Here is a 22,658-nt window from a genome sequence, read left to right as displayed (position 1 = left end):
ATATCTTGTTAAAAATTCCATTTAATGGTAGAATTCTTAAAAACCTCATAAATATAATCCCCTTCTGTCAAAAGAATGAAGAGTAAATATAATATCAGAAAAATTACTGGAAGAACAACTGCGCTTCTTAAAGAACTTTTTTCACCTTCCATGTGCATAAATGCATATACAATGTAATAGGCTTTAAAAATAGTAAGAGCATAGAATATCCAATTAAGTAAATTCATACTTAAAAAATCATTCATGAAAAGAAAATCCGGTTTCAATATACCCAAATAAACTTCTACTACTGTAACGGCAGATAATATTCCGAAAACTTTCCAGATTCTACCTATATTAGATACGTGTTCGTGTGACATGATAATTACTTTTGAAAATTAAACTAGATAGAAAACTGTAAATACAAATACCCAAACTAAATCGACAAAGTGCCAATAAAGACCCACTTTTTCTACCATTTCATAACTTTTTCTTTTCTCATAAGTTCCAATTAACACATTGAAAAATATGATAATATTTATGATTACTCCAGAAAAAACGTGAAATCCGTGAAATCCAGTGATAAAGAAAAAGAAGTCAGCAAATAATTTACTTCCGTATTCGTTTCTTTTCAAGTTTGCGCCTTCAACAACATAATGTGCTTGACTTAATCTTGCTTCAGACTCTTCTCTTGAAAGAATTGTTTTCTTCTTCTCTTTGGTTATTACCTCAGTTCTGATTAAAAGTTCAGGATGCGCTTTGAAACCCGCTTGAACTTCGGCAACAGAATAAGAAGGCAAACTGGGTTCATCCATAAACCATTTTGCACTGCTCCTTGTCAATTGTTCTCTTTCTTCAGGCAAAATAGCCGCAAAATCAGCTAAAGCTACACGGTGTCCATCTTTATCAACAAACTGAAGTAAACTTCCTCCTTTTGTTTCAATAGCACCGTATTCTCCTTTAATAAAATTTTTCCATTCCCATGCTTGAGATCCTACGAAAATCAAACCACCAATAATGGTTAAAAACATATAAAGAACTACTTTATTTTTTTTCATTTGATGACCTGCATCAACAGCCAAAACCATTGTTACAGATGAAAAAATCAAAATAAAGGTCATTAATGCCACATAATACATCGGAGCAGATACTCCATGCAAAAATGGAAAGTGCGTAAACACTTCATCGGCCAACGGCCAAGTTTCAATAAATTTAAATCGAGAAAAACCATACGCCGCCAGAAATCCTGAGAACGTTAAAGCATCTGATACGATAAAAAACCACATCATCAATTTGCCATAACTTGCTCCCATTGGCTCATTGCCGCCTCCCCAAGTTTTTTCTTCACTATTTGCAGTAGTAACTGTCGCTTCCATAAAAGTTATTCGTTAAAAAGTTCCCAAATTTACGTTTTTTTCTTATTTAAAGAAATATAAAAACAAAAACAAATAAACCCATAATAAGTCAAGAAAGTGCCAGTACATTGCACCAAGTTCAATTCCAAGGGTTTGAGATGAATTGTATTTTTGTTTAAAATGATTATAAATTATAATTAGAAGTGAAATCACGCCACCAGCAAGGTGAATCAAGTGCACAACCGTAACAACGTATAAAAAAGTCGTGGTTATTGAGCTTCCACTTCCGGTGAAATAATACCCATTATCCACTATTTGTCCAAATCCTATGAACTGTAAAATTACAAACAATATTCCTAGAACTAATGTAGTCAAAAGAAAAATTGTCGTTTTACTTTGATTGTTTTTCTGAATCGCTTTTTTAGCCAAATAAAAAGTAACGCTACATCCTATTATTGCAACAGTACTGTAATAAAACGCTATTGGTAATTGAAAATCCTTCAACCAGTCCGCTCTGGATTTACTCACTACAAAAGCACTCGTAAGTCCTGCAAACATCATGGTCATACTTACCATTGCAAATAACAAAATCAATTTATAGGATCTTGCCGTTCTGGATTTTTGCTCCTCAGCTGTCATTATCATCTCCATAACTATCTTAAAAATTTATCAAATATATAAACCAATTGTAACAATGTAATATAAGAAACACTAACTAACATTAATGTTCTTGCTGCTTTTGCAGTTCTTAATTTATACAACCGAACAGCATAAAAAAGCATCCATAGTCCCAGTAAAAACACAACAATTGCAGCAATTGGCGTTATATACAAACGCCCAGTATAACCCAAAACTGGTAAAAGTGACGCTAAAATTAACCAAACCGTATATAAAATAATCTGCAAGGCTGTTCCTTTGTCTTTTTTACCTGTAGGCAACATAAAGAAACCTGCTTTCTCATAATCTTCATACAAAAACCATCCAATAGCCCAAAAATGTGGAAATTGCCAAAAAAACTGAATTAAAAACAAGGTTCCTGCTTCTATTCCAAATTCTCCCGTTGCCGCAACCCATCCCAACATAAAAGGAATTGCTCCAGGAAAAGCTCCAACAAAAACAGACAACGAGGTCATCGTTTTCAAAGGAGTATAAACGCTTGTATATAAAAATATTGAAATGGCGCCAAACATAGCGGTTTTTGGATTGATTGTATAAAGCAACGCAATTCCAACAATCGTCAAAAGACTCGCAATAATCAAAGCTGTAGCTTGCGACATTCTGCCAGCCGGAACAGGACGATTTTTCGTTCTATCCATCAAGGCATCCAGGTCTTTTTCGATAACTTGGTTAAAAGCATTTGATGCTCCTACCATACAGTATCCACCAACTGCCAATTTTAATAAAACCAACCAATCCAATGAATGCAAATCATAAATCCCAAGCATAAATCCAGCAATAGACGAAAATACAACACTAATAGCTAAACGTGCCTTAGTGATCTCTCGGAAATCAATATAAATGGATTTTAATGAAAATGTATTTTGTGTTGCGTTCAATACTAGAGTTTGTTTGTTTTTAAAAACTTCTGCAAAAGTAGTGTATCAAAAGGGATTTGACAAAAAACAATTCACAAAAAGATTAATAATCAAAATACCAATTAAAAATATCAGCTCTCAGTCCTAAAGTAAACCAATTAGTGCTTTCAGTGAAAGTTGTTGTCGTGTTTTTTGTAGGATCAAAACTTCTATAAATATAACTTCCAAAAAGCTTCAGGTTCGTCGATGGATTCACTAAATAACCCCCTTGAAAATCAGCAATAAAAACAGCCGTTTTATTTCCCTGACCTACTTTTACACCACTATCAAAAGCTCTTTTCTCATCGTAATCTTTATAGATATTTCCTCCGTAATTAAAACTGTCTTCGGCTGTATCAAAATCCAAACCTCGAGTCCCCACAGTAACTTTTGCATCAGCAAAAAGCCTTCCTTTATGAAAGCGCGCTATAGCGATAAATTCCTTGAAATTCCCTCCCCATTGATGCCCAATACTTTGGTTGTTATGACCGTAATTTGTAATTGGCATACTATGAGAATACACATAGGGACGTACATGATTGTATTCTAATTGTAATAGTAAATTATCTACTTTGAATGCATTGTAGTACTTCACACCCAGCTGATATCCGTATTTATTTTTCCAACTATTATCTCCTTCTTTGATATCTCCAAGAGAAAATTCATCTAGAATAAACTGTCCGTAAAAGTTAATTTGATTGCTCCATTTGTACTTAAAAGTCAACCCTAAAACTGCATTTCCGCTTCTGGCTGAAGAAGCAAATTCAACCGAACGATAAAAAATAATAGGATTTACAAAACTCACATCAAATCCCCTGTCATTCGAATTGGTCCAAATTACCGATTCGAAAAAACCAAGATTCAGTTTATTCGAAACATTCCAACTCAAATAATGGTTTGCCATAAATTTTGTGGCATACGTTCTTTCTAATGTCACCTCAGGACGAACATCCTTGAGCCACATGTAAGTATTGGTATATTTTATTTTCCAAAAATTAGTATTCAATTTAAAATAAGGATACGGACTGGCGCCATCACTTTCTAACAAAGAACGGTATCCGTCCCCAATAAAATTTCTGCCATAACCCAATTGTAAATCAATATGTTTACTGGGTGCAAAAGTCAAATTGGCTTCCGCCAAAGGAAAATCATATCCATCCGTTTTGAAATCTTTTGCAATTCCTATCCCAGGAATAATAGCAGGATTTCCTCCCGCAGGTCTAATAGATTCAGCATAACGATTGAAGTAACCCGCAAAACGCCCTTGACTTTCAAAAACCGTGGTCGAAAAGTTAAGCTGCTTGCCCAAACCTCCTCTAAAATTTATTCCGCGTGTGTTTACGTATGTATAAGACGCCTCTGTTTTTGAAGCTTTCCCAACCTGTAAATCAAGTATAGGATTTAGTGTAAACCAATATCCTTCTCCTTGGATTTCTACCGTACTCTCATTCCATAATTTTCTTGCCCACCAACCTGAAGCTTTCTTTTTTATCTTTTCATTAACTGCTTTCAGATCATAATATTTTGAAACCTCAGCATATGTATATGGTTTTGAAGCAGTGTGATTATTACTTCCCACTTGATTTAAAGAACCATCAAATTGTGCGTAATAACTATGCGAAAAAGGAACATTCAAATAGCTTTCAAACTCCGGATTATTGAACTTTTTATATACAATACTATCTAATTCAGTAAGTTTTGGTTTGTTATTTGAAACCATTTCGGCTTTTACCTGAGCTTCAGCTTCGAGTTCTCCTCTACTTTTTAAGGGTATACCAATAGTTATGGTAAACTTGGAGTAGGTTGGTTTTCCATTATAAGTTGACGGTTCTATTTTTGGAAATGTCCCAAAAACCCTTTTTGTTTCTTTTATCAATGCCTCATCAACAGCATCAACATAAATCACTTTAAAAACACCATTGCTGTCTACTTCAAAAAGGACTTTTACATTCCCCTTAAAGTTATTTTGTTTTAAATTATCCGGAATTTGAAAATTTTGAAAAACAAAATCCTGAACTTGATTGTAAAAACAATTTTCTAATACTTTCGATTGTAAATTTACACAATCAGGAAAAACAGGAAATCGCTCCGCCGAATTGCCAAATTGCACTGAAGTAGTATTTAAATCTTGGGAATATGCAAAAAAGGAATACAAAAATAAAAAGAAAACTAACAACCCTTTTTTCATGTTTATGATTTTTGTGAATTTAATATTCATTATGTGAATTTTGTCCGTTAGCAATAATTTTCGCACCTGATGTACCTATCCTTTTCACTCCTAATTGAATCATCATAACAGCTTCTTCATAAGTTCTCACACCTCCTGCAGCTTTCACCGGAAGTGGCGATGCGTTTTCAAGCATCATCATTATCGAGGGAATAGTCGCGCCGTTTGGCAAATTATTTTCTGTTTTATAAAATCCCGTAGAAGACTTCACAAAAACCGAAGCAAAAAGCTCTTGTTTAAAATTAGAAACAATTACATTTTTTATCAAACTTGACAACTGGATAATTTCTTTATCGCTAAGAGCCGCCACTTCAATAATCCACTTTACTACTTTATTATTATCTAAACCTAATTGGGTGCATTTCAAAATTTCTTCTTTTACCAAGTCTGCTTCTCCTCTTTTGAAAGCTTCATAATTGCATACAAAATCTAAATCATCAGCACCATCATGTATCGCCTGGAGAGCTTCATTAAGTTTATTCTCTAATGAAGATTTGCCTTCTGGAAAATCGATAACTGTTCCTATTGACACAACTGAATTTGCCTCAACAATCATTTTTTTTGCCAAAGAAATCATATTAGGACGAATCATAATAAGCTTAAAATGCTCCTCGATTGCTTCTTGGATAAATCCTTTGACTACCAAAGTATTTTCTTCTTCGCTGAGTCCCGCTTGTTCCGCCGTTTTTAAATAGGTAGAATCTAAATATTGCTTGATATTCATTGCGCTTTTGATTTCTTAATTATAGCAGATTATGACTCACAAAAATACATTTTATATACACATAAGTTGAATATAAAATTTTACTATTTTATTTTTTAACGCTAGAACTGAAGTTTTTATATGCTTTAAAAAGAAAGACCAACTAAACTAAATAAACATTCGTGTTTCTGAATGCTATAAAATAAAAAGTCCCACCAAAGTGGGACTCTATTTAAATTGAATTCTATCTGAATTTCGTTTTTAAATCCAATAAAATGATAAAAGCTACTCCTAAAATTGCACCAGATAAATTTGCCAAAACATCAAATACATCTGCATGTCTGGTAGCGGTTAATAATTCTTGCGCAATTTCAATACCTATTCCAAAAAAAACAGAAACCAGAAAAGAAACTATTATAGGTTTTAAACTGTTTACAGCATTTGCCTGTTTTTGAAAAAACAAAAAACAAAGCATTGTTAAAACAAAATGAAAAAAGACATGCACTAATTTATCTAGGTTTGAAACGTCTCCTAACGGAACATTATTCAGTTGAACTAAACAAGAAAAAGCAATAACTCCAGCCCATAATAATACTGCCAAAAAATATATTTGTTTAGGCACCAATAAGCTCTTTGTATGATTCACTAGATAATAAATCATCTACTTCTGCCATATTTGCAATTTTTATTTTGATCATCCATCCAGCTCCATAAGGATCAGAATTAACACTTTCCGGAGTACTTTCAAGAGCGTCGTTGAAAGCAATAATTTCACCTGCTAATGGAAGAAACAAATCAGAAACAGTTTTAACTGCTTCCACTGTACCGAAAACCTCATCTTTGTCTAAAGTCTGGTCTAAAGTTTCAACTTCAACATAAACGATATCTCCTAATTCTTTTTGTGCAAAATCAGTGATTCCTACAGTTGCAGTATCGCCATCAATACTAATCCATTCGTGATCTTTAGTGTACTTTAAATTTACTGGTATGTTCATATAAATTGTAATTGATAATTATTTATTGATAATTTAATTTTATGGCACAAATGTAATAATCTTCTATTCAAAAATTGTTCAGTTTTCGAAAAATTAATTCCCAAAATTATAACGAAGTGTGATTCCGGAACGAACATTTGTCAACGGAAAAGAAGTTGATATTACTGCTTTCGAAAAAGAGTGGTCATAATAGAAAATAGCCGTTAGATTTTTGCTGAAAGAGTAATCTGCTTTGACCGTCAAAGACCATATATTCTGCCCTCCTGCCAATTGATTGTTGTCATAGTCCAAATATCTAACAATCGTCTGATTGTTTCTATAGGTTACATCCGCTTTCAAATTGATATCACTTTTTATTATTCCTGTTGGATTATCGGCCAATCTGGAAGAGAAAATCACGTCTTTGAAACGATAACCCAATCCTACAACATATTCTATTCCTTTAACTTCTGTCAACAAATTATTATCAAAACTCATTGACAACGCTCTGTCTTTTTTGATTTCGGCTAATACTTTTAATGAACTTTTCAATTCAAAATCCATTCTCAACAATGGATTAAATTGTTCTACCAAGTTAATATTTGACATTATGGTTTGATTGAAAAAGTTACCACTCACATCCACTCCATCTGGGTCTTTGTCATATTCAAAATTTGATCTAAACGCATTTATCGTATAAGAAGCTCTGTAATTATGCTGCAAAGAAAAACGTTTGAAATTCTTTTTAAACAGTCCATAACGCATCAAACCATTGTATTTTATTGACCAGTTTGGAATTGGGAAGTTTCTAAAAATTCCAAGAGAAACATCCGAAGCATTTCCTCCCGAATAAGCCGCTAAAAATGCAGGCAACAAGACAGCTTGATTGTTTTTTCCATACCCTAACGGAAATCCATCTGGGTCCAGATTACCAGGATTATTAATGTCAATTCCTCGTTGGGTAGCTAATCGATTTGCAACAGTAAGTCTGTTTATTCTAAAATCATCAAATGCAACCGATGAATTTTCATCACTAGTCGAAAATGAAGTTTTTATCAACACCGTAGAAATTGAAAAAATACCTGTATTATATGGAGATCTAGGATTATAAATACCATCTGTAACATCATACTGTTCTGAGAAATTTTCAGAATAAGCGCGGTCTAATGTCAGATCAATTTTTAAATCCGGCAACAAATCTACATTTGCCGTAGCTTTAAATAACTTATTGGTTACTTGAGAAAAATTTTGGTTAAAATCAGGATAGTTAGTTAACCAACCATTTTTGGCAGCTTCATATCGTACATCATCTTGGCTTCCAAAAATAAATCCTAACGACGGTCTTGATGAACCAAGAAATCCTATACTTGGCGTATACCCTGGTAAAACCGTACCGCTGTTATAGGTGTAATTCATTTGAATATTTTTAATACTGGTCAAAACACCTATAAAACCATCTACGAATTCATTGTTTTTTGGAACTTGATTAGCATTTGTATTTACTATTTTTTCACCTGGTTTTGGGGCTGTCGTTTTAGGTTTTGGGACTGTTTTATTTGTGTTTATTGTCAGCCCTAAATATTTATACAACATATCCATATTGAAAGTTGCATTCAAATTGTTTGAACTCGCATTTTGAATGGTGTTCCCTAAATTATAACTGTTCCCTTCAATTTCTATTTGAGACAATGCATTAGAAGTACGTTGCCAGCTGTAGTCTCCCGTATAAGTATAATTGGCTTTGACAAAACTAAATAATGGAATTTTATTTATTGGAATTTCATAATTCACAACTAATTGTTGCATGTGTTGGTTTGGATCTCCAATATCCCAATAACTGTCCCAGATTGTAAAAGTGTCTATAGGCTCATTGTCTTCATTCAAATAATTTTTTACAATATTACCGGATGAAGCCGTATAATTTAATTTCAAAGATTTAGTCAAATTATAATTAAATCCATATTGATAGTTGAAAGCAAAATTTCTTCGATACAAAGGATCCAGACCAATTCCTTCCACATCTACCTGTCTAAATTGTTGACGGTTGTACTGTCTGATTATATTGCTATTGAACGATATATTAGAAGGCAAATAATTAAAGTTGAAATCGCTTAACAATTTCCAATAATTACTTTTTTTCATGAATTTTGTATTCTTAAAAGGCTCTACTGATTTTGGTTTAAAAGTATAAGCATAGTCCACCGATGTATTTACCTGTTGGTCTACATAATCTTCAATTTCAAAATCATGTCTTTCTACTTCATTAAAAGATTGGGAAAAAGTAAAGTTCTCCGGATCATACACGCGCTGTTTTTGTTCTGGACTTCGGTCTTTCCTAACCCCAATGAAGTTTATGCTTTTACGTTTTGTATAATCAATAGCTCTTTTTTCGATATTGTCTTTTTCGTTCTGATCAGTTGTGTTATCAAGCAATTGTTTTAGCTTTATGTCTTGATTAAAAGGATCGTATTCCGGAGTTATGGTTTCTTCGCCAATAGCATAATTGAAAGGCAGATTAATTTGCCATTTTGGAGGCAATAATTTACCAAGATTTACATTAGTCACAATACTATACTGTTCAGTGTCCTCACGGTTTCTTTCGTTTGGCCCTTGTTCCAAAGTACCAAAACCAATAGTGCTCTTTTTACCTGAAGCAGAAACTGTAGCAAAATCAGCTAAATTTGTATCTACATTCAATACAGCAGCCATTCCGCCTTGATTATCCATATCAGCTAAGCGAAGTTCATTAAACCAAACTTCTCCTTTGATATCATTTCGGGATTCGTTGTTTTTTAGACCAACCATCAGCGTTCGCACTAATCCAAAATTAGGATTTCCTTTTATACCCAATCGCAATCTATCACTTCCGTCGCCTGTTGGATTTGTTGGATCATTATCCGGATAATAAATACCATCTAAGGGCAATGTACTCGGATTGATACTCATTGCAAGAATCTTCAATTTTGTTAATAAAGCCAATGACAAATCTATCTCATTTTCCTCAGGCCAAACTTCCTCAGCGCTCAAAGGAGAACAATCTGTATTTGAAGCAGAAGATGGACTCGTCACTTTTAAAGGAATTTCAATTTGATAGAAATTTTGAGTAAAGTCATTTCCAAAACGGATGAATCCAACCATTTGATTGTCTTGAAGCACAATTTCATTTGGCAATGATTCAGCATGTAAAAACATTTTCAGTTTCTTGAATTGACGCATGTCAATACTTACATTTTTAAAAACTGCTCTTGAATCTTCTGGTTCTAATCCATTCCCAGATACTCTCAACGCCAACGACTGCTCATTTTGATTGATAACCGTGTTGTTGTTGTATAATTGTTCCCGTTGTACTCCTGGAGGAACAATATAATTTATTGGACATCTCTCATTATTTTCCTGAACATTAACCGCTAAAACATCTAGATTAGTATCATCATCAGCAACATTAGTGTCATTAAAATCAAGCGTATTGGTATATCTTCTCCATTCTCCTCGCACTAAATCAAGCGCACCAAAACGAACCGTTACTTCTTCACTAAAACCTGTCATAAACATTCTCATGAAACGTATAGATCTAAAATCAGAAATATTTCCTATCGTGTTTTCAGGTTGTGAAACCGGTATTTTAAACTGCAACCATCTCGCTTCTGTAATCGAACCATCCGGTAAAGTCACTTGCGTATTTCTTATATCAGTAATATAATTTTGTCCCACATTCATGTTTGGCTGAACATCAATACTATATTCGTAATAGGCATTGATCGTGTTCATGGTATTATCCCTGTTGATATCCTCCACATCCGGAACAGTTGTCGATCCTCTGTTTGGATCATTAATATCAACTACTGAGTTTCCATCAGTGCCATTATACATTTTATATCGGTCTAAAATTCCTCCAGAAGCATTCAAATAAAATGTATAATCATCTGCTGCTGGGTCTAACTCCGAAGCAAAATTTGTATATACAGCTCCTTCATTGGCATCAGCCAAACCATCCAGACCAATATCCTGATTTGTTCTATTTGCTGCATTAGTATCAAAAGCATAAATTAAAGATTGAGAAGCTGGAACATCTCCCCATAGCGGTCGAGGGTTTACCAATATCTGATCTGGTCCAAGCCCATTTTCATATTGTTTTCTTCCATCTTTCAAAACATCTTCGGATATTTCCCCTAAATTGAAATAAATTTTTCCCGTATTAGATTGCGGTACCTGACCATTTCCTACATAAGGATCTAATACCCAAAACTGGATATATTCAACATTTCCTTGTTCGAAATTAGTCGAATTTAACGATCGCATAATTCCTCCAAAATTATCTCTTGGATTTGCAGCCGAATTTAAACTGTTATTATACGGACCTCTATCAGAAGGATAATAACTTAAATCTAATGTATTCACGACTTGTGACTGACCTTGTGCAATATCCGTCAAAGGATACAATTCCTCACTAAAAATTCTTCTGGTATTGTTGAACGACAAATCTTCATTTGAAATTCCTGTTGGCTTTTGAGTATAGAATATAGGATCTATTGAATACCACGCTAATTTGGCTCTTTTAAATCCATAACTTAAATCATTGGCACTCGCATTGAAATCATACGTACTCGTGGCATTTCTTTCCGGTGTTGATGCCAGACTCCAAGCATAAGGAGAACGCATATCAATAGTGGATTGAGAACCCTCGAAATCATCTACATAAATAGTAGACTCACCCTGAAATTGATCTGCTTTTGGAGTATCTGGTTTCAAAAAAGCAATTTCACCTCTTACGGAAAGGTTAGAAGGCACATCAGTATCTACATTTGGTAATTTGTTTACCAATCGGGTCAAGAAAGGAACTTCAGTTGAAAAATTAGAATTGAATCCAAAAATAGTATTGTTAACTGATTCCTGACCAAAGCTGGATTTTTGAGTAAATGGTCTTTCAGTCATCTTAAGAAAAGTTCCGCCAATCAAGAAATTATCTGAAATTTTGTGTTCCACATTTACGCCCATAAACCTTCTGGTCTGTAAACCAAAAACTGAATTGTTTTCCAGTGACACTTCGATAGGTGTATTTGAAGCTTGAAGTGACGGATCTAAAATCTGCACTCTTCCTAATTGATAATTTACACTATAATCAATTCCTTCAACTAAAACTCTACCAGCTGCGGTCACCACAACAGAACCTTGCGGCACATTTAAAGCACCAATTGGTATCCCGTCTCCCCCAGATGATTTATATTTTCCTCTTAATAAAAATTTATTTTTATCACTGTCCTGTAAAGCTCCAGATTGTGTATTTCGGTACATACTACGAAACACATACTTCTTTTGATTTTCATTATAAGAACTAGTATTGTTATAATTTTCACCAGAACCTGTATTTGATAATTTAGAAAACAGCAGTTCCCCAAATGGTTCTTTGGTAGTAAAAATAATTCTTCCGTATTGAGCATCCATCGTTAAGCCCGGCAAAAAATCAAAAAAACCATCACCTCCAGCTTGAGGATCATTGTTATAATTTAATTTATCCAAGTTAAATACTTTTAACAAAGGCGTTTCGGCAACTTCATTTTGAGGCAACGGATTCGGTGGAAAAGGACTTCCCGGAACTTCAGTAATATAATTTAAGGGTGAAGGATCCGTATAAAGAATGTTAAATCTAAAATCTTCTTGTTTTACTTGATAAGCACCTGGAATCTGATAGATGTTTTTCATCATTAGGTTCCAAACTGGGTTTTTAACATTGGTCAAATTACTTTTCAGCATTTTCAAAATCAAACTTTGAGAAATAATGGCTTGATTTGAAGGGCTGTCCCCTGTGACTACTGTCGCATCTACTCCATCATTTCCAAATTCACCCACTTGATACACTTGATCTCCAATTGTATATTGATAGGCAACTGCCAAAACTTCGTCATTAGCCAATCTCTGTTGTAATGAAATATAACCTAATTGTGGGTTATAGGTATATTCATTTGGATTTAGCTTTCGAGCATTTTCTAATTTTGAATAATCCTGTCCTTCGCTTACAGTGACATTAAAACCTGAGTTTGATGTTACGATTTCACGAATATTTGGATTCAATAAACCACCACCGGCTTGTATTAATTCAGGATTATATGCATTGTTTTTATTATCTGTTGGAGTCTCGGGTCCTGCAATAAAAAATGGAGGACTGGAAGGAATAGGATCTAAAACAACCACTTCATTATCCGCTAAACCATTTAATTGCGCTTCCCCTAAATCCTGAAGTGCAATAATATTTCTGAGGTTATTATTGGTAACTACTACTCTATTTTGTTTGTTGGTTACCCAAATTTCCAGTCGGGTAATTTGAACTCTACTGTCTATAAAAGGGTAATTTACTAATGATTTATCGTATCTGTTTCTAAAATATTGGGATAAGAAAAAGTGTCTGTCATTATCATAGTCCAATGCAAACATATCAAAATCTTGAATTGTCCCTCCTCCTTGAGCAATTAAACTTTTCGTTTGTGATTTTTGCTCTGAAAAAACTCCGGTAATAGTCGTTTTTCCAAATTGCAATTGTGTTTTTACACCAAATAAACTTTGCGCTCCTCGAATCAAAGAACTATTCAAGGGCATACTCACATTTCCTACTTCGATTTTTTGGATAATATCGTCTTCCGAAGGTGCATATTCCAACTTCATTAAGTTTTGAAAAGCAAATGTTGATTGCGTATCGTAATTAGCATTTACATTAAGTCGAGTTCCTACTTTACCCATCAAACTCATACTTATTCTTTGATCAAAATCGAAAGAAAGATTCGATCTGTTTCTAGGAGAAAAAGAGGGGTTATCTTGTTTGGTATACCGCATTCCTAAATCCATTTCTATAGATCCTGTCGGTTTTACATCAATGGTATTACTTCCAAAAATAGATTCGAAAAGCCCGGATTTCACATAATATCTTGGCAATAAATCTTTTTTACCTTCCTCACTGCCTTCTTTTTTACCTTCAATAGCATCCACCTTTTTTTTGAAATAATCACGCATTGATTCCTTTAAAACCAATTTTTCATATTCTTTCGGCGTCAATATAATAGGATAATTGATAGAGAATCCATCAACAGAATTAGTGTAAATATACCTATCTGTAATAGGGTCATAGGTATAGGCTGAGAGAATACTCTTTGGGTTTTTCAGCTGAACTTTCCCAATAGAAAATCCAGTTTTAGCGGTATCCTGAGCTGCTTGATTTACTTGGGCTTGCGATGCAAAACCACAGAATAATACAAGCAAAAAAATACAAATTTTATGCATATAACTCGTGTTACTTGAATACCTCTATAAGTTTTTTAAAGCTTTCTTGATGATTGACTCCACAGAAGCCTCTGGGTCATCTTTGACAATCTTTTCTACAACCCTTTCTGAAGATTTTCGTAAAAACCCCAAAACTTCCAAAGCTGATAACGCCTCATCTCGATTTGTATTGCTTTGCGACATAGAAACTTCATCTAAATCATACAATTTTAATACCTTATCTTTCAAATCCAGTATTACTCGTTGCGCTGTTTTACTCCCTATCCCTTTTATAGATTGAATGGTTACCACATCCCCTGATGCAATTGCATTGGTAATTTGTTTTGGGTCTAATGAAGAAAGCATTGTTCTTGCTATACTCGCTCCTATTCCAGAGACTGATAATAGCATTTTGAAAATCTCTCTTTCTGACTTTTCCACAAAACCAAAAAGTGTATGCGCATCCTCTTTTATTTGAAGATGCGTATATACTTTTATAAAATCCGTATTTGGAAGTAAAGAATATGTATGTAAAGAAATATTTACATGATAACCAACTCCTCCACAATCAATAATTATTTGCGTGGGCGATTTCTCTACTAATTTTCCTTGTAAATGTGCTATCATTAATTATATAAATATATCACCAAATATAATAAAATTAGCACATTATTTTATTATATTTAGCAATTAAACTGCTCTTAAAGTTTAAAGATTATTAAACTAAATTAAATTTACTTTTTTCTTCCCTTTCTCCTGAGCATCTATCACCGCAATTGCCGCCATGTTGACCATTTCCTCTACACTTGCACCTAATTGAAATATATGAACTGGTTTTCCCATTCCTAACATAATAGGTCCTATTGAATCTACCTTATTCAATTCTTTCAATAATTTATAGGTAATGTTTGCCGATTCCAGATTAGGAAAAATTAAAGTATTTACTTTCTTCCCTGCTAACTTAGAAAAAGGGAATTTTTCTTTTAACATTTCAGGGTTCAATGCAAAATCCGCCTGAAGTTCTCCATCAATAATCATCTCAGGATGATTTTTATGCAAATAAGCAACAGCTTCTCTCACTTTTGAAGCGCTTTCATTCGTTGAAGACCCAAAATTCGAGTAGGATATCATCGCAATTACCGGCTCTACTCCAAACATTCTAGCTGTTTTTGCAGTCATAATGGCAATTTTAGCCAAATCATCTGCAGATGGATTGATGTTTATAGCAGTATCCGACAAAAACATTGGCCCACGAGCCGTCATCATCATATTTGTAGTGGCAACTAGAGAAGCGCCAGGTGCTTTTTCGATAAGCTGTAATATAGGTTTAACTACCGATGGATAACTTCTGGAATATCCCGTTACTAATGCATCCGCTTCTCCTTCATTGACCATCATGGCCGCGAAATAGTTTCTTTCACGCATTAACTTCTGAGCATCCAATAATGAAATCCCTCTTCTTTGTCTGGATGTCCAATAGGTTGTGGCAAACTTATTTCTTCTGGCTTCCTCTTCTTTAATTTTTGGATCTATAATCGGTACATCAGCATAAAAACCTAGTTCTTCTTTTAATTCTAAAATAGTTTCTTTGTTTCCCAATAAAATTGGAAAACCGATACCTTCCTCTAATACAATTTGTGCTGCTTTAAGGACATCTAAATGGTCCGCCTCAGCAAAAACAATTTTTTTAGGATCCATTTTAGCTCTATTAGCTATCAATCGTACCATTTTATTATCATTCCCTAAACGATCTAAAAGCTCTTCTTTGTACTTTTCCCAATCGGTTATAGGGTTTAATGCTACTCCGGAATCCATAGCTGCTTTTGCAACAGCTGGCGCAACAACAGTTATCAATCTAGGATCGAACGGAGAAGGAATAATATATTCTTTTCCAAAAACCAATTTAGTGGCTCCGTAAGCAATATTCACTTGTTCCGGAACCGATTCTTTTGCTAATGCAGCAAGCGCTCTTACAGCCGCCATTTTCATCTCCTCATTTATTTTGGTAGCACGAACATCTAATGCGCCTCTAAAAATATAGGGAAATCCAAGAACATTATTTACTTGATTAGGAAAGTCAGAACGGCCTGTTGCCATTATAATATCCTTACGTGTGGCAACAGCAAGGTTATAATCTATTTCCGGATCTGGATTTGCCATCGCAAAAACGATGGGATTTTCGGCCATTCCAAGCAACATTTTTGGAGTCATGATATCACCTGATGACAATCCTAAAAAAAGATCTGCCCCCACTAATGCTTCTTCAAGACTTATCGGTTTTATGTCTTGGGCATATTTTTGTTGTAAAACGGATAGTGACGGATTGTCTTTTGTCAAAACACCTTTACTATTAAACATCAAAATATTTTCTAATTTCACACCCAATAAAACATATAAATTAGCACAAGCAAGCGCCGCAGAACCTGCTCCTGAAACGACCATTTTTACATCTTCCGCTTTTTTACCTGCTAATTCCAAAGCATTCAACAATGCCGCCGATGATATGATGGCAGTACCGTGCTGATCATCGTGCATTACAGGAATATTCAATTCTTCAACCAATCGTCTTTCAATTTCAAAAGACTCAGGTGCTTTAATATCTTCCAAATTAATACCCCCAAAAGTTGGCGCTATATTTTTAACCGTTTGAATGAATTCTTCAATATCTTTTGTTCCAATTTCGATGTCAAATACATCAATATCAGCAAAAATTTTAAACAACAACCCTTTCCCTTCCATTACTGGCTTAGAGGCTTCGGGACCAATGTCACCCAATCCTAAAACGGCAGTTCCGTTTGTGATTACAGCCACTAAGTTTCCTTTTGCTGTATATTTATAAACGTTGTTTACGTCTTTTGCAATTTCTAAACACGGCTCAGCGACACCCGGGGAATACGCCAAAGATAAATCTCTTTGTGTTGCATATTTCTTTGTAGGAACTACTTGAATTTTACCAGGAGTTGGCTTTGCGTGGTATAATAATGCTTCTCTTCTTTTGCTATTTTTGTCCATTGTTTTTAGATTTTATTCTAGTTCACAAAGATATAAGACTTGCTTTAAAAAGGAAGCTTTTATACTAATGTTTTATAAAAAATCAGACTTGCCCTAATGATCCAAATAAAAATAGCTGCAAAATTTGCAGCTATTTTTATTTGTTGGACAATTTAACTTTTATTGTGTAATGTAAGAGTTTAAATGTTGAATGGTATCTTTTTGCAATTCGATAATCGCTTTTACTACGTCACTGATGGAGATAATCCCAATTACGACATTATCTTCCAGTACAGGCAAATGCCTCACCCGTTTTGTACTCATCAACTCCATACAATAATCTAAATTATCCGATGGACTTACTGTCACTACATCTGTTTCCATGATTTCATGCACAAAGGCTTTCTTTGATGACTTAGCTTTCAGAACAATTTTTCGAGCATAATCTCTTTCAGACAAAACTCCTTTCAAAACGGTATCCTCAATGATAAGAATAGCTCCGATGTTTTTCTCGCTCATCACTGTCAATGCTTCGTATACAGTGTTAGTGGAAAGTATGGAATAAACTCCCTTCCCCTTGGTGCTTAAAATTTGATTAACAGTCATAATAGATTCATTTAGTGAATTATAAAGTTAAAAAAAATATGCATTCAAACAACAAAAATATATTTTTTCAGCACTAAAATAAATCATCAGGTAAAATCAACTCTGCCAATTTAGCTTTTAATTTGGTATCCAAAATTTGCAATCCATATTGATACGATGCATTTACCCAACCAAATCCTTCCTTGGCGATGTAATCAAATTCAGTTCCTACATTACCATATTCCGCAAAAACTTTGTGTGAACTGATTTCTAAATCAAATTTTTCAGGAATAGTTCCGTTGTATTCTACCGCATTTTTGGTTATTAACCACAACCATCTGTAGACCATTTCTTGAGCCTTATCAAAGAATTTGTAGTTAATCAGACCCTCCCACAATAATATTTGATGCGGCGCCCAACCAAATGGATAATCCCATTGTCGTTGCGGAGCATCACTTGAAACATGCGCCACACTAGACTTAGTACTTCCTGTAATACCTCCGGTTTTTATAAATTGTGGTAAAGCAATTTCTATTAATTTTTTAGCTTGATGTTCATTGCACAACCCCGCCCATAAAGGAAAAAATGTAGTTGCTGCTTCAAATGGAAATTGTCTTTTATTTACAAAATCATAATCAAAATACATGCTTAATTCTTCATTCCAACACAATTCATCAATTTTTTCTTTTCTAAAAAACGCTTTTTGTTCCCATTCTTCGGAAGTATATACCACAGCTCCACTTTGGAAAGCATTACTGAAATACTCCTTTATCAAATAAGCAATGTCCTTTTCATATTTATAAAGAAAACTATTGATGTCTACCGAGTTCAAATTGGCACATGTATTTATAAGTCTATCGGTTGTATCGTGACCGCTTTCTCTCAAGCTACGGTCATGAACGAAATATGTATCAAGTTCAGCATCAACAAGAGTTCTGTTTAAATATTGTTTTTCAAACTCTCGAATTGGTAAATTATATTTTTTAGCATAGGGCTCTAAAACATCATCAAAATGTCCCGGTTCCACTTCAAAAGGCATCCCCACTCCATCTGCTTTGTATCGGTTTAAACCTGTTGGTGTCAATCGTTTTCCTTGAACCATCCAAACCGTATTATACTCCAAAATAACTGTTTCTAGATGACTTCTCAACCATTCTAAACTTGGTGTTTTCTTTTTTACAATTTCGATTATCAGCGAAGAATACAATGGTGGCTGCGTTCTTGTCAAATAATAACTTCTGTTTGCATTTAGAATCTTACCGTAATGTATGATTTGATATTTAAAATTTTCGGCAATGGACATCGCTTTTTCCAGTTGATTGTCTATAATTAAACCAACACCAATAAAATAACTATCCCAGCCATACATCTCATTAAATCTTCCTCCGGGAACTACAAAAGGCACTCCATGTAAACTGTCTGTTTTTTGCTCTAAAGCTAAAGCCAAAATACCTGGCTTTGTATTTAATGTATCTACATATTCCATCGAAAAATTTTCCGGCAAAATACCTACTTTAAAATTCTGAAGTTCTTTTTCCAATTCCTGAAAACAGACAACACCTTGCTTGTCTTTTGCAGAGACATAAAGTGTAGGAACTTCATTAGTCGTTTTTTCGTCCTGAAGAATTTGATTTAACCCTTTTTTATCAATTGTTCTGGTCAATTCATTCCAATAATCTTCTCTAATTTTCCTCGAAATTCGTTCAACTGGATTTTCTTGAATACGGCTCAAATCTACCTCCCCTTTATCGACTTTATTTTCTTTTAACAAAGCCAATTCCTGAAGTAAATTGGACAAATGATACGTTCCCTCAATAACAATTTCTCTTTTTGTATTTTCATCAACTAAAACAAACTTTTTAGGCCCATTATCATCTTTAGTGATTTTTTTATCTTTATCTGTATCTTCCTGAAGTAATAATTCATGGAATACTTTGTCTATATTGAGTAAGAGTTTCATTTTTTTGAAGTTAGTTTTTTTAGAATATAGAAAGAAACAAGCAATAATGACATTGGAATTAATGTGTAATAAAATGCAGTTTCAGGACCTTCATTTTTAAACAAATAGCCCATAACTCTAGAACCCAATGTTCCCCCAAGAGCAGAAAAAACAACAATTAAACCGGTCATGGAACTGTGTGATTTTTTTGGCAAAGCACTCAAAACTACTGAATTTAATAGCGGGTAAATGGGTGCAATAAAAAGTCCAACTAACGGGAAAGCAAATCCTATTAGTGGAATATCGCCAAGCGAATTGATTTTTTTTACATCCAATCCAACCGTTTTAGGAAGCACAAAAATTACAATAAGCATAGCCGCTACGATACAAAAACTGAGTACCCAAATCCAATTGATTCTTTTAGTAATCACCCCAGCTAGAAGTCGGCCAACGGCCAATGAGATAGCCAAAATACTCGCCATCATTATGCTGATATTCTCCGGAAGATGTAACACTTTACTATTGAAAGTAGGCAACCAAGACATAATTCCCTGTTCAATCATAACAAAAAAGAAAGCACTGATTACGAAAATTATTGTTAGCAGTTTAGCCAATAATTTAAACATTTCTTTAAAATCATCCGCTAAGTCAACTCCGGGAATTTCGGTTTGGTTTTCGAATTTGGTAAAAAACAAAAAACCAAATGACACTACTGAAATTCCAGCTAACAGCCAATATACATTTAACCAGGAATCAGGATTTGTTTCTGAATTGAAAGCGGGAAATAAAAAGTAAGCCAACGCAATTCCTATCATAAAAACACCTTCAATACTACTCATTAAACTATTGTGTTCCTGCTCATTTTTTGTAACTGTTCCAATTAGGGAATAAACGGAGACTTTTATTAAAGCAAAAGAAACACCAACTGTAGCAAAAAGCAATTTTGCGGTATCAAACGAATTACCAAAATACATGTTTACACAAGCTATTGACACCAATGCTAATCCAATAAGCATGGCTCTTTTATATCCTATTCTTGGCAAAAATGACGCTATCAAAAAGGAAACTATCGCAATAGGCATATCCTTGAATGCTTCTAGAATACTGGCTTGCACTTCATCCACCCCATAATTTGCTTGCGATTTTAGTATAACAATCCCAACACTATTTAATAATATTGCAAACACAAAATAATTGAGATACATCGCAATTTTGACAGCATTTTTTTTCATATTTTATTTTTTTAATCATTTGGACAATTCCGATTTTAAACCCCTTCCAGAATCACTATCTTTATTTTGATATTTTGACACCCCTAATTTCTTGATTACAGTATGAAATTTAAAAACTCATAGTGGTTGTTATACCGTTTACCGAATGGTCAATTGTAAAACGATTGGTTTCAAGGTTTGCCTTTAGGTGCGCAACTGTAGTGCCATTTACCCATTTAATATCTATAATAGCGTCAACGGCATCATTTATTTCTACATGACCTGAAAAAGCATTTGAAGTATTTCTTAAGTGCATAATTTCTAGCTGCTTATTTACAACTTCCGTTTTGAGCCCCCGCTCAATATCAGACATTGTCAATGTGGTACGATTAATTTCTTTATGTCCGGCACTACCTCCACTATCTGCAGCCTCATAATTGTTTTTACCTGCAAAAATATCTAAATACCAAACCTGCGGTATTCCTGGCATAAACATTTGAATGACTCTTGCTAAAAGCAACTTTTGTTCATCTTCACCTAGTGCACTAAAAAAGGTAGCATTTATTTGATAATAAGAAATTTTATTCCCTGAAGGATCGTAAAGATTCTTTACACGACCACCACGTTCCATGATTTTATTCATGATACTTTCAATCTCGGTATCTTCTAACAATCCTTTATTATAAACGCCATTTACCTCTTTGCCTTTCAAATCCAGAACAGGTATTCCATCATGGCAACCAAGCATGTTTACAGTTTTATATCCTTTAGCAATAATTTCCTTAGCCCAACTCAACAAGGCTTTACTGGTTTTATTTTCGATAGTATGTATCGTTAAACCCGGCAAGAAAAAGTCATAGATATAATATCCTTCATTGGCTACCTCATCATGTAAATGCAAACCATATTCTGCATGAATTTCTGGCAATAGCATCAAATTATTTTGTTGTGCTATTTTCTTGATACGCTCTAAATATTCCCAAGTCCCCGGTTTATTAAAAAAATTGGATTCCCCTACTTGTTTATGCAAATAGGCAAAAGCGTCTAATCGAAGGATATTACAACCATAACCATTTAATTTCTTTAGTGTCTCCTCATAAAAATCCCATACTAAAGGCGATTCAGCATTCACATCCATTTGTCCTAAATAGGAACGCTTTTGTTCTACAATTTGTAAAATTTCTGATTTTAAAGGAGTACAATTTTCAAAATCAATGGTCGTGAAATCTTGATTATCATTAATTGCTGTGTTAATTACGGCAACAATAAATAGGCTTTGCTTTTCTGTCAGTCCTTTTACATTTTGTAAATCTGCTGCAGCAATCGGATTGTAGGTGATTTGCTGATAAAAAGTATTCCAATAAGGCTGTTCTGTGCCATCCGGAAAACGCACTTTCAAGATAGGCAAACCCGACTTTCTCATGAACAATTTATTGAGAAACTCTGGTTCTGGAATTACAATTCCATCTTGATTTTTTACCCCGTTTCCCTCCCAGAACTCATTCCAATTGATGAAAAAATCTTTAAATTTAGATTCATTACCGTGTTGCAGCATGTCTTTGAACTGAGGAGAAGCTACAGAAAGATGATTTAACACAATATCAAATTTCAGTTTTATCTGGAGCTCATCCAAGTCCTTTAAATCTTTTGTGTCAATTAAATCCTTATTTATATCATAATCAATAATAGAAAAACCTCTATCTAAATCACTATTAAAAAAAGTAGGCAAAACGTATAGTAAAGAAAATACATCTTTAAACTCACCCATTTTAAGCATAGCTATGGTATCACTAAATTTTTCTCCAACACTATCTGGATAAATATTGAGCATTACGCCATTACTGATTTTTGTATTATTTTGTTGCATCATAT

General features: G+C 34.0%; 15 protein-coding genes. All 15 read right to left on the bottom strand.

Going from position 1 to position 22,658, the window contains the following annotated elements; translation table 11 throughout:
• Positions 1-8: 8 nt before the first annotated feature.
• The 15 genes from E0I61_RS04330 to E0I61_RS04260 all read right to left on the bottom strand — a co-directional run bounded on the left by E0I61_RS04330 (position 9) and on the right by E0I61_RS04260 (position 22,656).
• A complete protein-coding gene (locus E0I61_RS04330) occupies positions 9-359 on the bottom strand; it encodes a cytochrome C oxidase subunit IV family protein (protein ID WP_131990253.1) in 351 nt (116 codons plus the stop codon).
• Positions 360-377: 18 nt separating this feature from the next.
• A complete protein-coding gene (locus E0I61_RS04325; protein ID WP_132069623.1) occupies positions 378-1,355 on the bottom strand; it encodes a cytochrome c oxidase subunit 3 in 978 nt (325 codons plus the stop codon).
• Between the two features lie 42 nt (positions 1,356-1,397).
• Positions 1,398-1,985 (bottom strand): cytochrome c oxidase subunit 3, encoded by a 588-nt coding sequence (locus tag E0I61_RS04320; protein WP_132069621.1) that lies wholly within the window; start codon positions 1,983-1,985, stop codon positions 1,398-1,400.
• 2 nt (positions 1,986-1,987) lie between these two features.
• Positions 1,988-2,890 carry a heme o synthase gene (cyoE, locus tag E0I61_RS04315; protein ID WP_132069619.1) on the bottom strand — a complete coding sequence of 301 codons (903 nt, stop codon included), beginning with the start codon at positions 2,888-2,890 and terminating at the stop codon, positions 1,988-1,990.
• An 82-nt stretch (positions 2,891-2,972) separates the two neighbouring features.
• Positions 2,973-5,096: a gliding motility protein RemB gene (locus tag E0I61_RS04310; protein ID WP_132069713.1), complete on the bottom strand. Its 2,124-nt coding sequence runs from the start codon at positions 5,094-5,096 to the stop codon at positions 2,973-2,975.
• A gap of 19 nt (positions 5,097-5,115) precedes the next feature.
• Positions 5,116-5,859 carry a deoxyribose-phosphate aldolase gene (gene deoC / locus E0I61_RS04305; RefSeq protein WP_132069617.1) on the bottom strand — a complete coding sequence of 248 codons (744 nt, stop codon included), beginning with the start codon at positions 5,857-5,859 and terminating at the stop codon, positions 5,116-5,118.
• 223 nt (positions 5,860-6,082) lie between these two features.
• Positions 6,083-6,439 carry a VanZ family protein gene (locus E0I61_RS04300; protein WP_235832061.1) on the bottom strand — a complete coding sequence of 119 codons (357 nt, stop codon included), beginning with the start codon at positions 6,437-6,439 and terminating at the stop codon, positions 6,083-6,085.
• Between the two features lie 13 nt (positions 6,440-6,452).
• Positions 6,453-6,833 (bottom strand): glycine cleavage system protein GcvH, encoded by a 381-nt coding sequence (gene gcvH / locus E0I61_RS04295; RefSeq protein WP_131990260.1) that lies wholly within the window; start codon positions 6,831-6,833, stop codon positions 6,453-6,455.
• A gap of 93 nt (positions 6,834-6,926) precedes the next feature.
• The gene (gene sov / locus E0I61_RS04290) at positions 6,927-14,081 is read right to left on the bottom strand and encodes a T9SS outer membrane translocon Sov/SprA (protein ID WP_132069613.1); all 7,155 of its coding nucleotides are present in this window, start codon (positions 14,079-14,081) and stop codon (positions 6,927-6,929) included.
• A 24-nt stretch (positions 14,082-14,105) separates the two neighbouring features.
• Positions 14,106-14,687 (bottom strand): Holliday junction branch migration protein RuvA, encoded by a 582-nt coding sequence (gene ruvA, locus E0I61_RS04285; RefSeq protein ID WP_131990262.1) that lies wholly within the window; start codon positions 14,685-14,687, stop codon positions 14,106-14,108.
• A gap of 96 nt (positions 14,688-14,783) precedes the next feature.
• Positions 14,784-17,072, bottom strand: a complete 2,289-nt coding sequence (locus E0I61_RS04280; protein ID WP_131990263.1) for an NADP-dependent malic enzyme — start codon at positions 17,070-17,072, stop codon at positions 14,784-14,786.
• 159 nt (positions 17,073-17,231) lie between these two features.
• Positions 17,232-17,657 carry a CBS domain-containing protein gene (locus E0I61_RS04275; protein ID WP_131990264.1) on the bottom strand — a complete coding sequence of 142 codons (426 nt, stop codon included), beginning with the start codon at positions 17,655-17,657 and terminating at the stop codon, positions 17,232-17,234.
• A gap of 73 nt (positions 17,658-17,730) precedes the next feature.
• A complete protein-coding gene (locus E0I61_RS04270) occupies positions 17,731-19,596 on the bottom strand; it encodes a trehalase family glycosidase (protein WP_132069611.1) in 1,866 nt (621 codons plus the stop codon).
• Positions 19,593-20,807 (bottom strand): MFS transporter, encoded by a 1,215-nt coding sequence (locus E0I61_RS04265; protein WP_131990266.1) that lies wholly within the window; start codon positions 20,805-20,807, stop codon positions 19,593-19,595. Before E0I61_RS04265 ends, E0I61_RS04270 begins: the two co-directional genes overlap by 4 nt.
• Before the next feature lie 109 nt (positions 20,808-20,916).
• Entirely contained in the window at positions 20,917-22,656 is a 1,740-nt protein-coding gene (locus E0I61_RS04260) for an alpha-amylase family protein (protein ID WP_132069609.1), read from the bottom strand.
• Positions 22,657-22,658 lie beyond the last annotated feature (2 nt).

This window comes from Flavobacterium ranwuense, from assembly GCF_004349315.1.
GTDB classification, from domain to species: Bacteria; Bacteroidota; Bacteroidia; order Flavobacteriales; family Flavobacteriaceae; genus Flavobacterium; species Flavobacterium ranwuense.
Note: the sequence above shows the minus strand (reverse complement) of the source record. Positions and strands in the feature narration are given on the sequence as shown.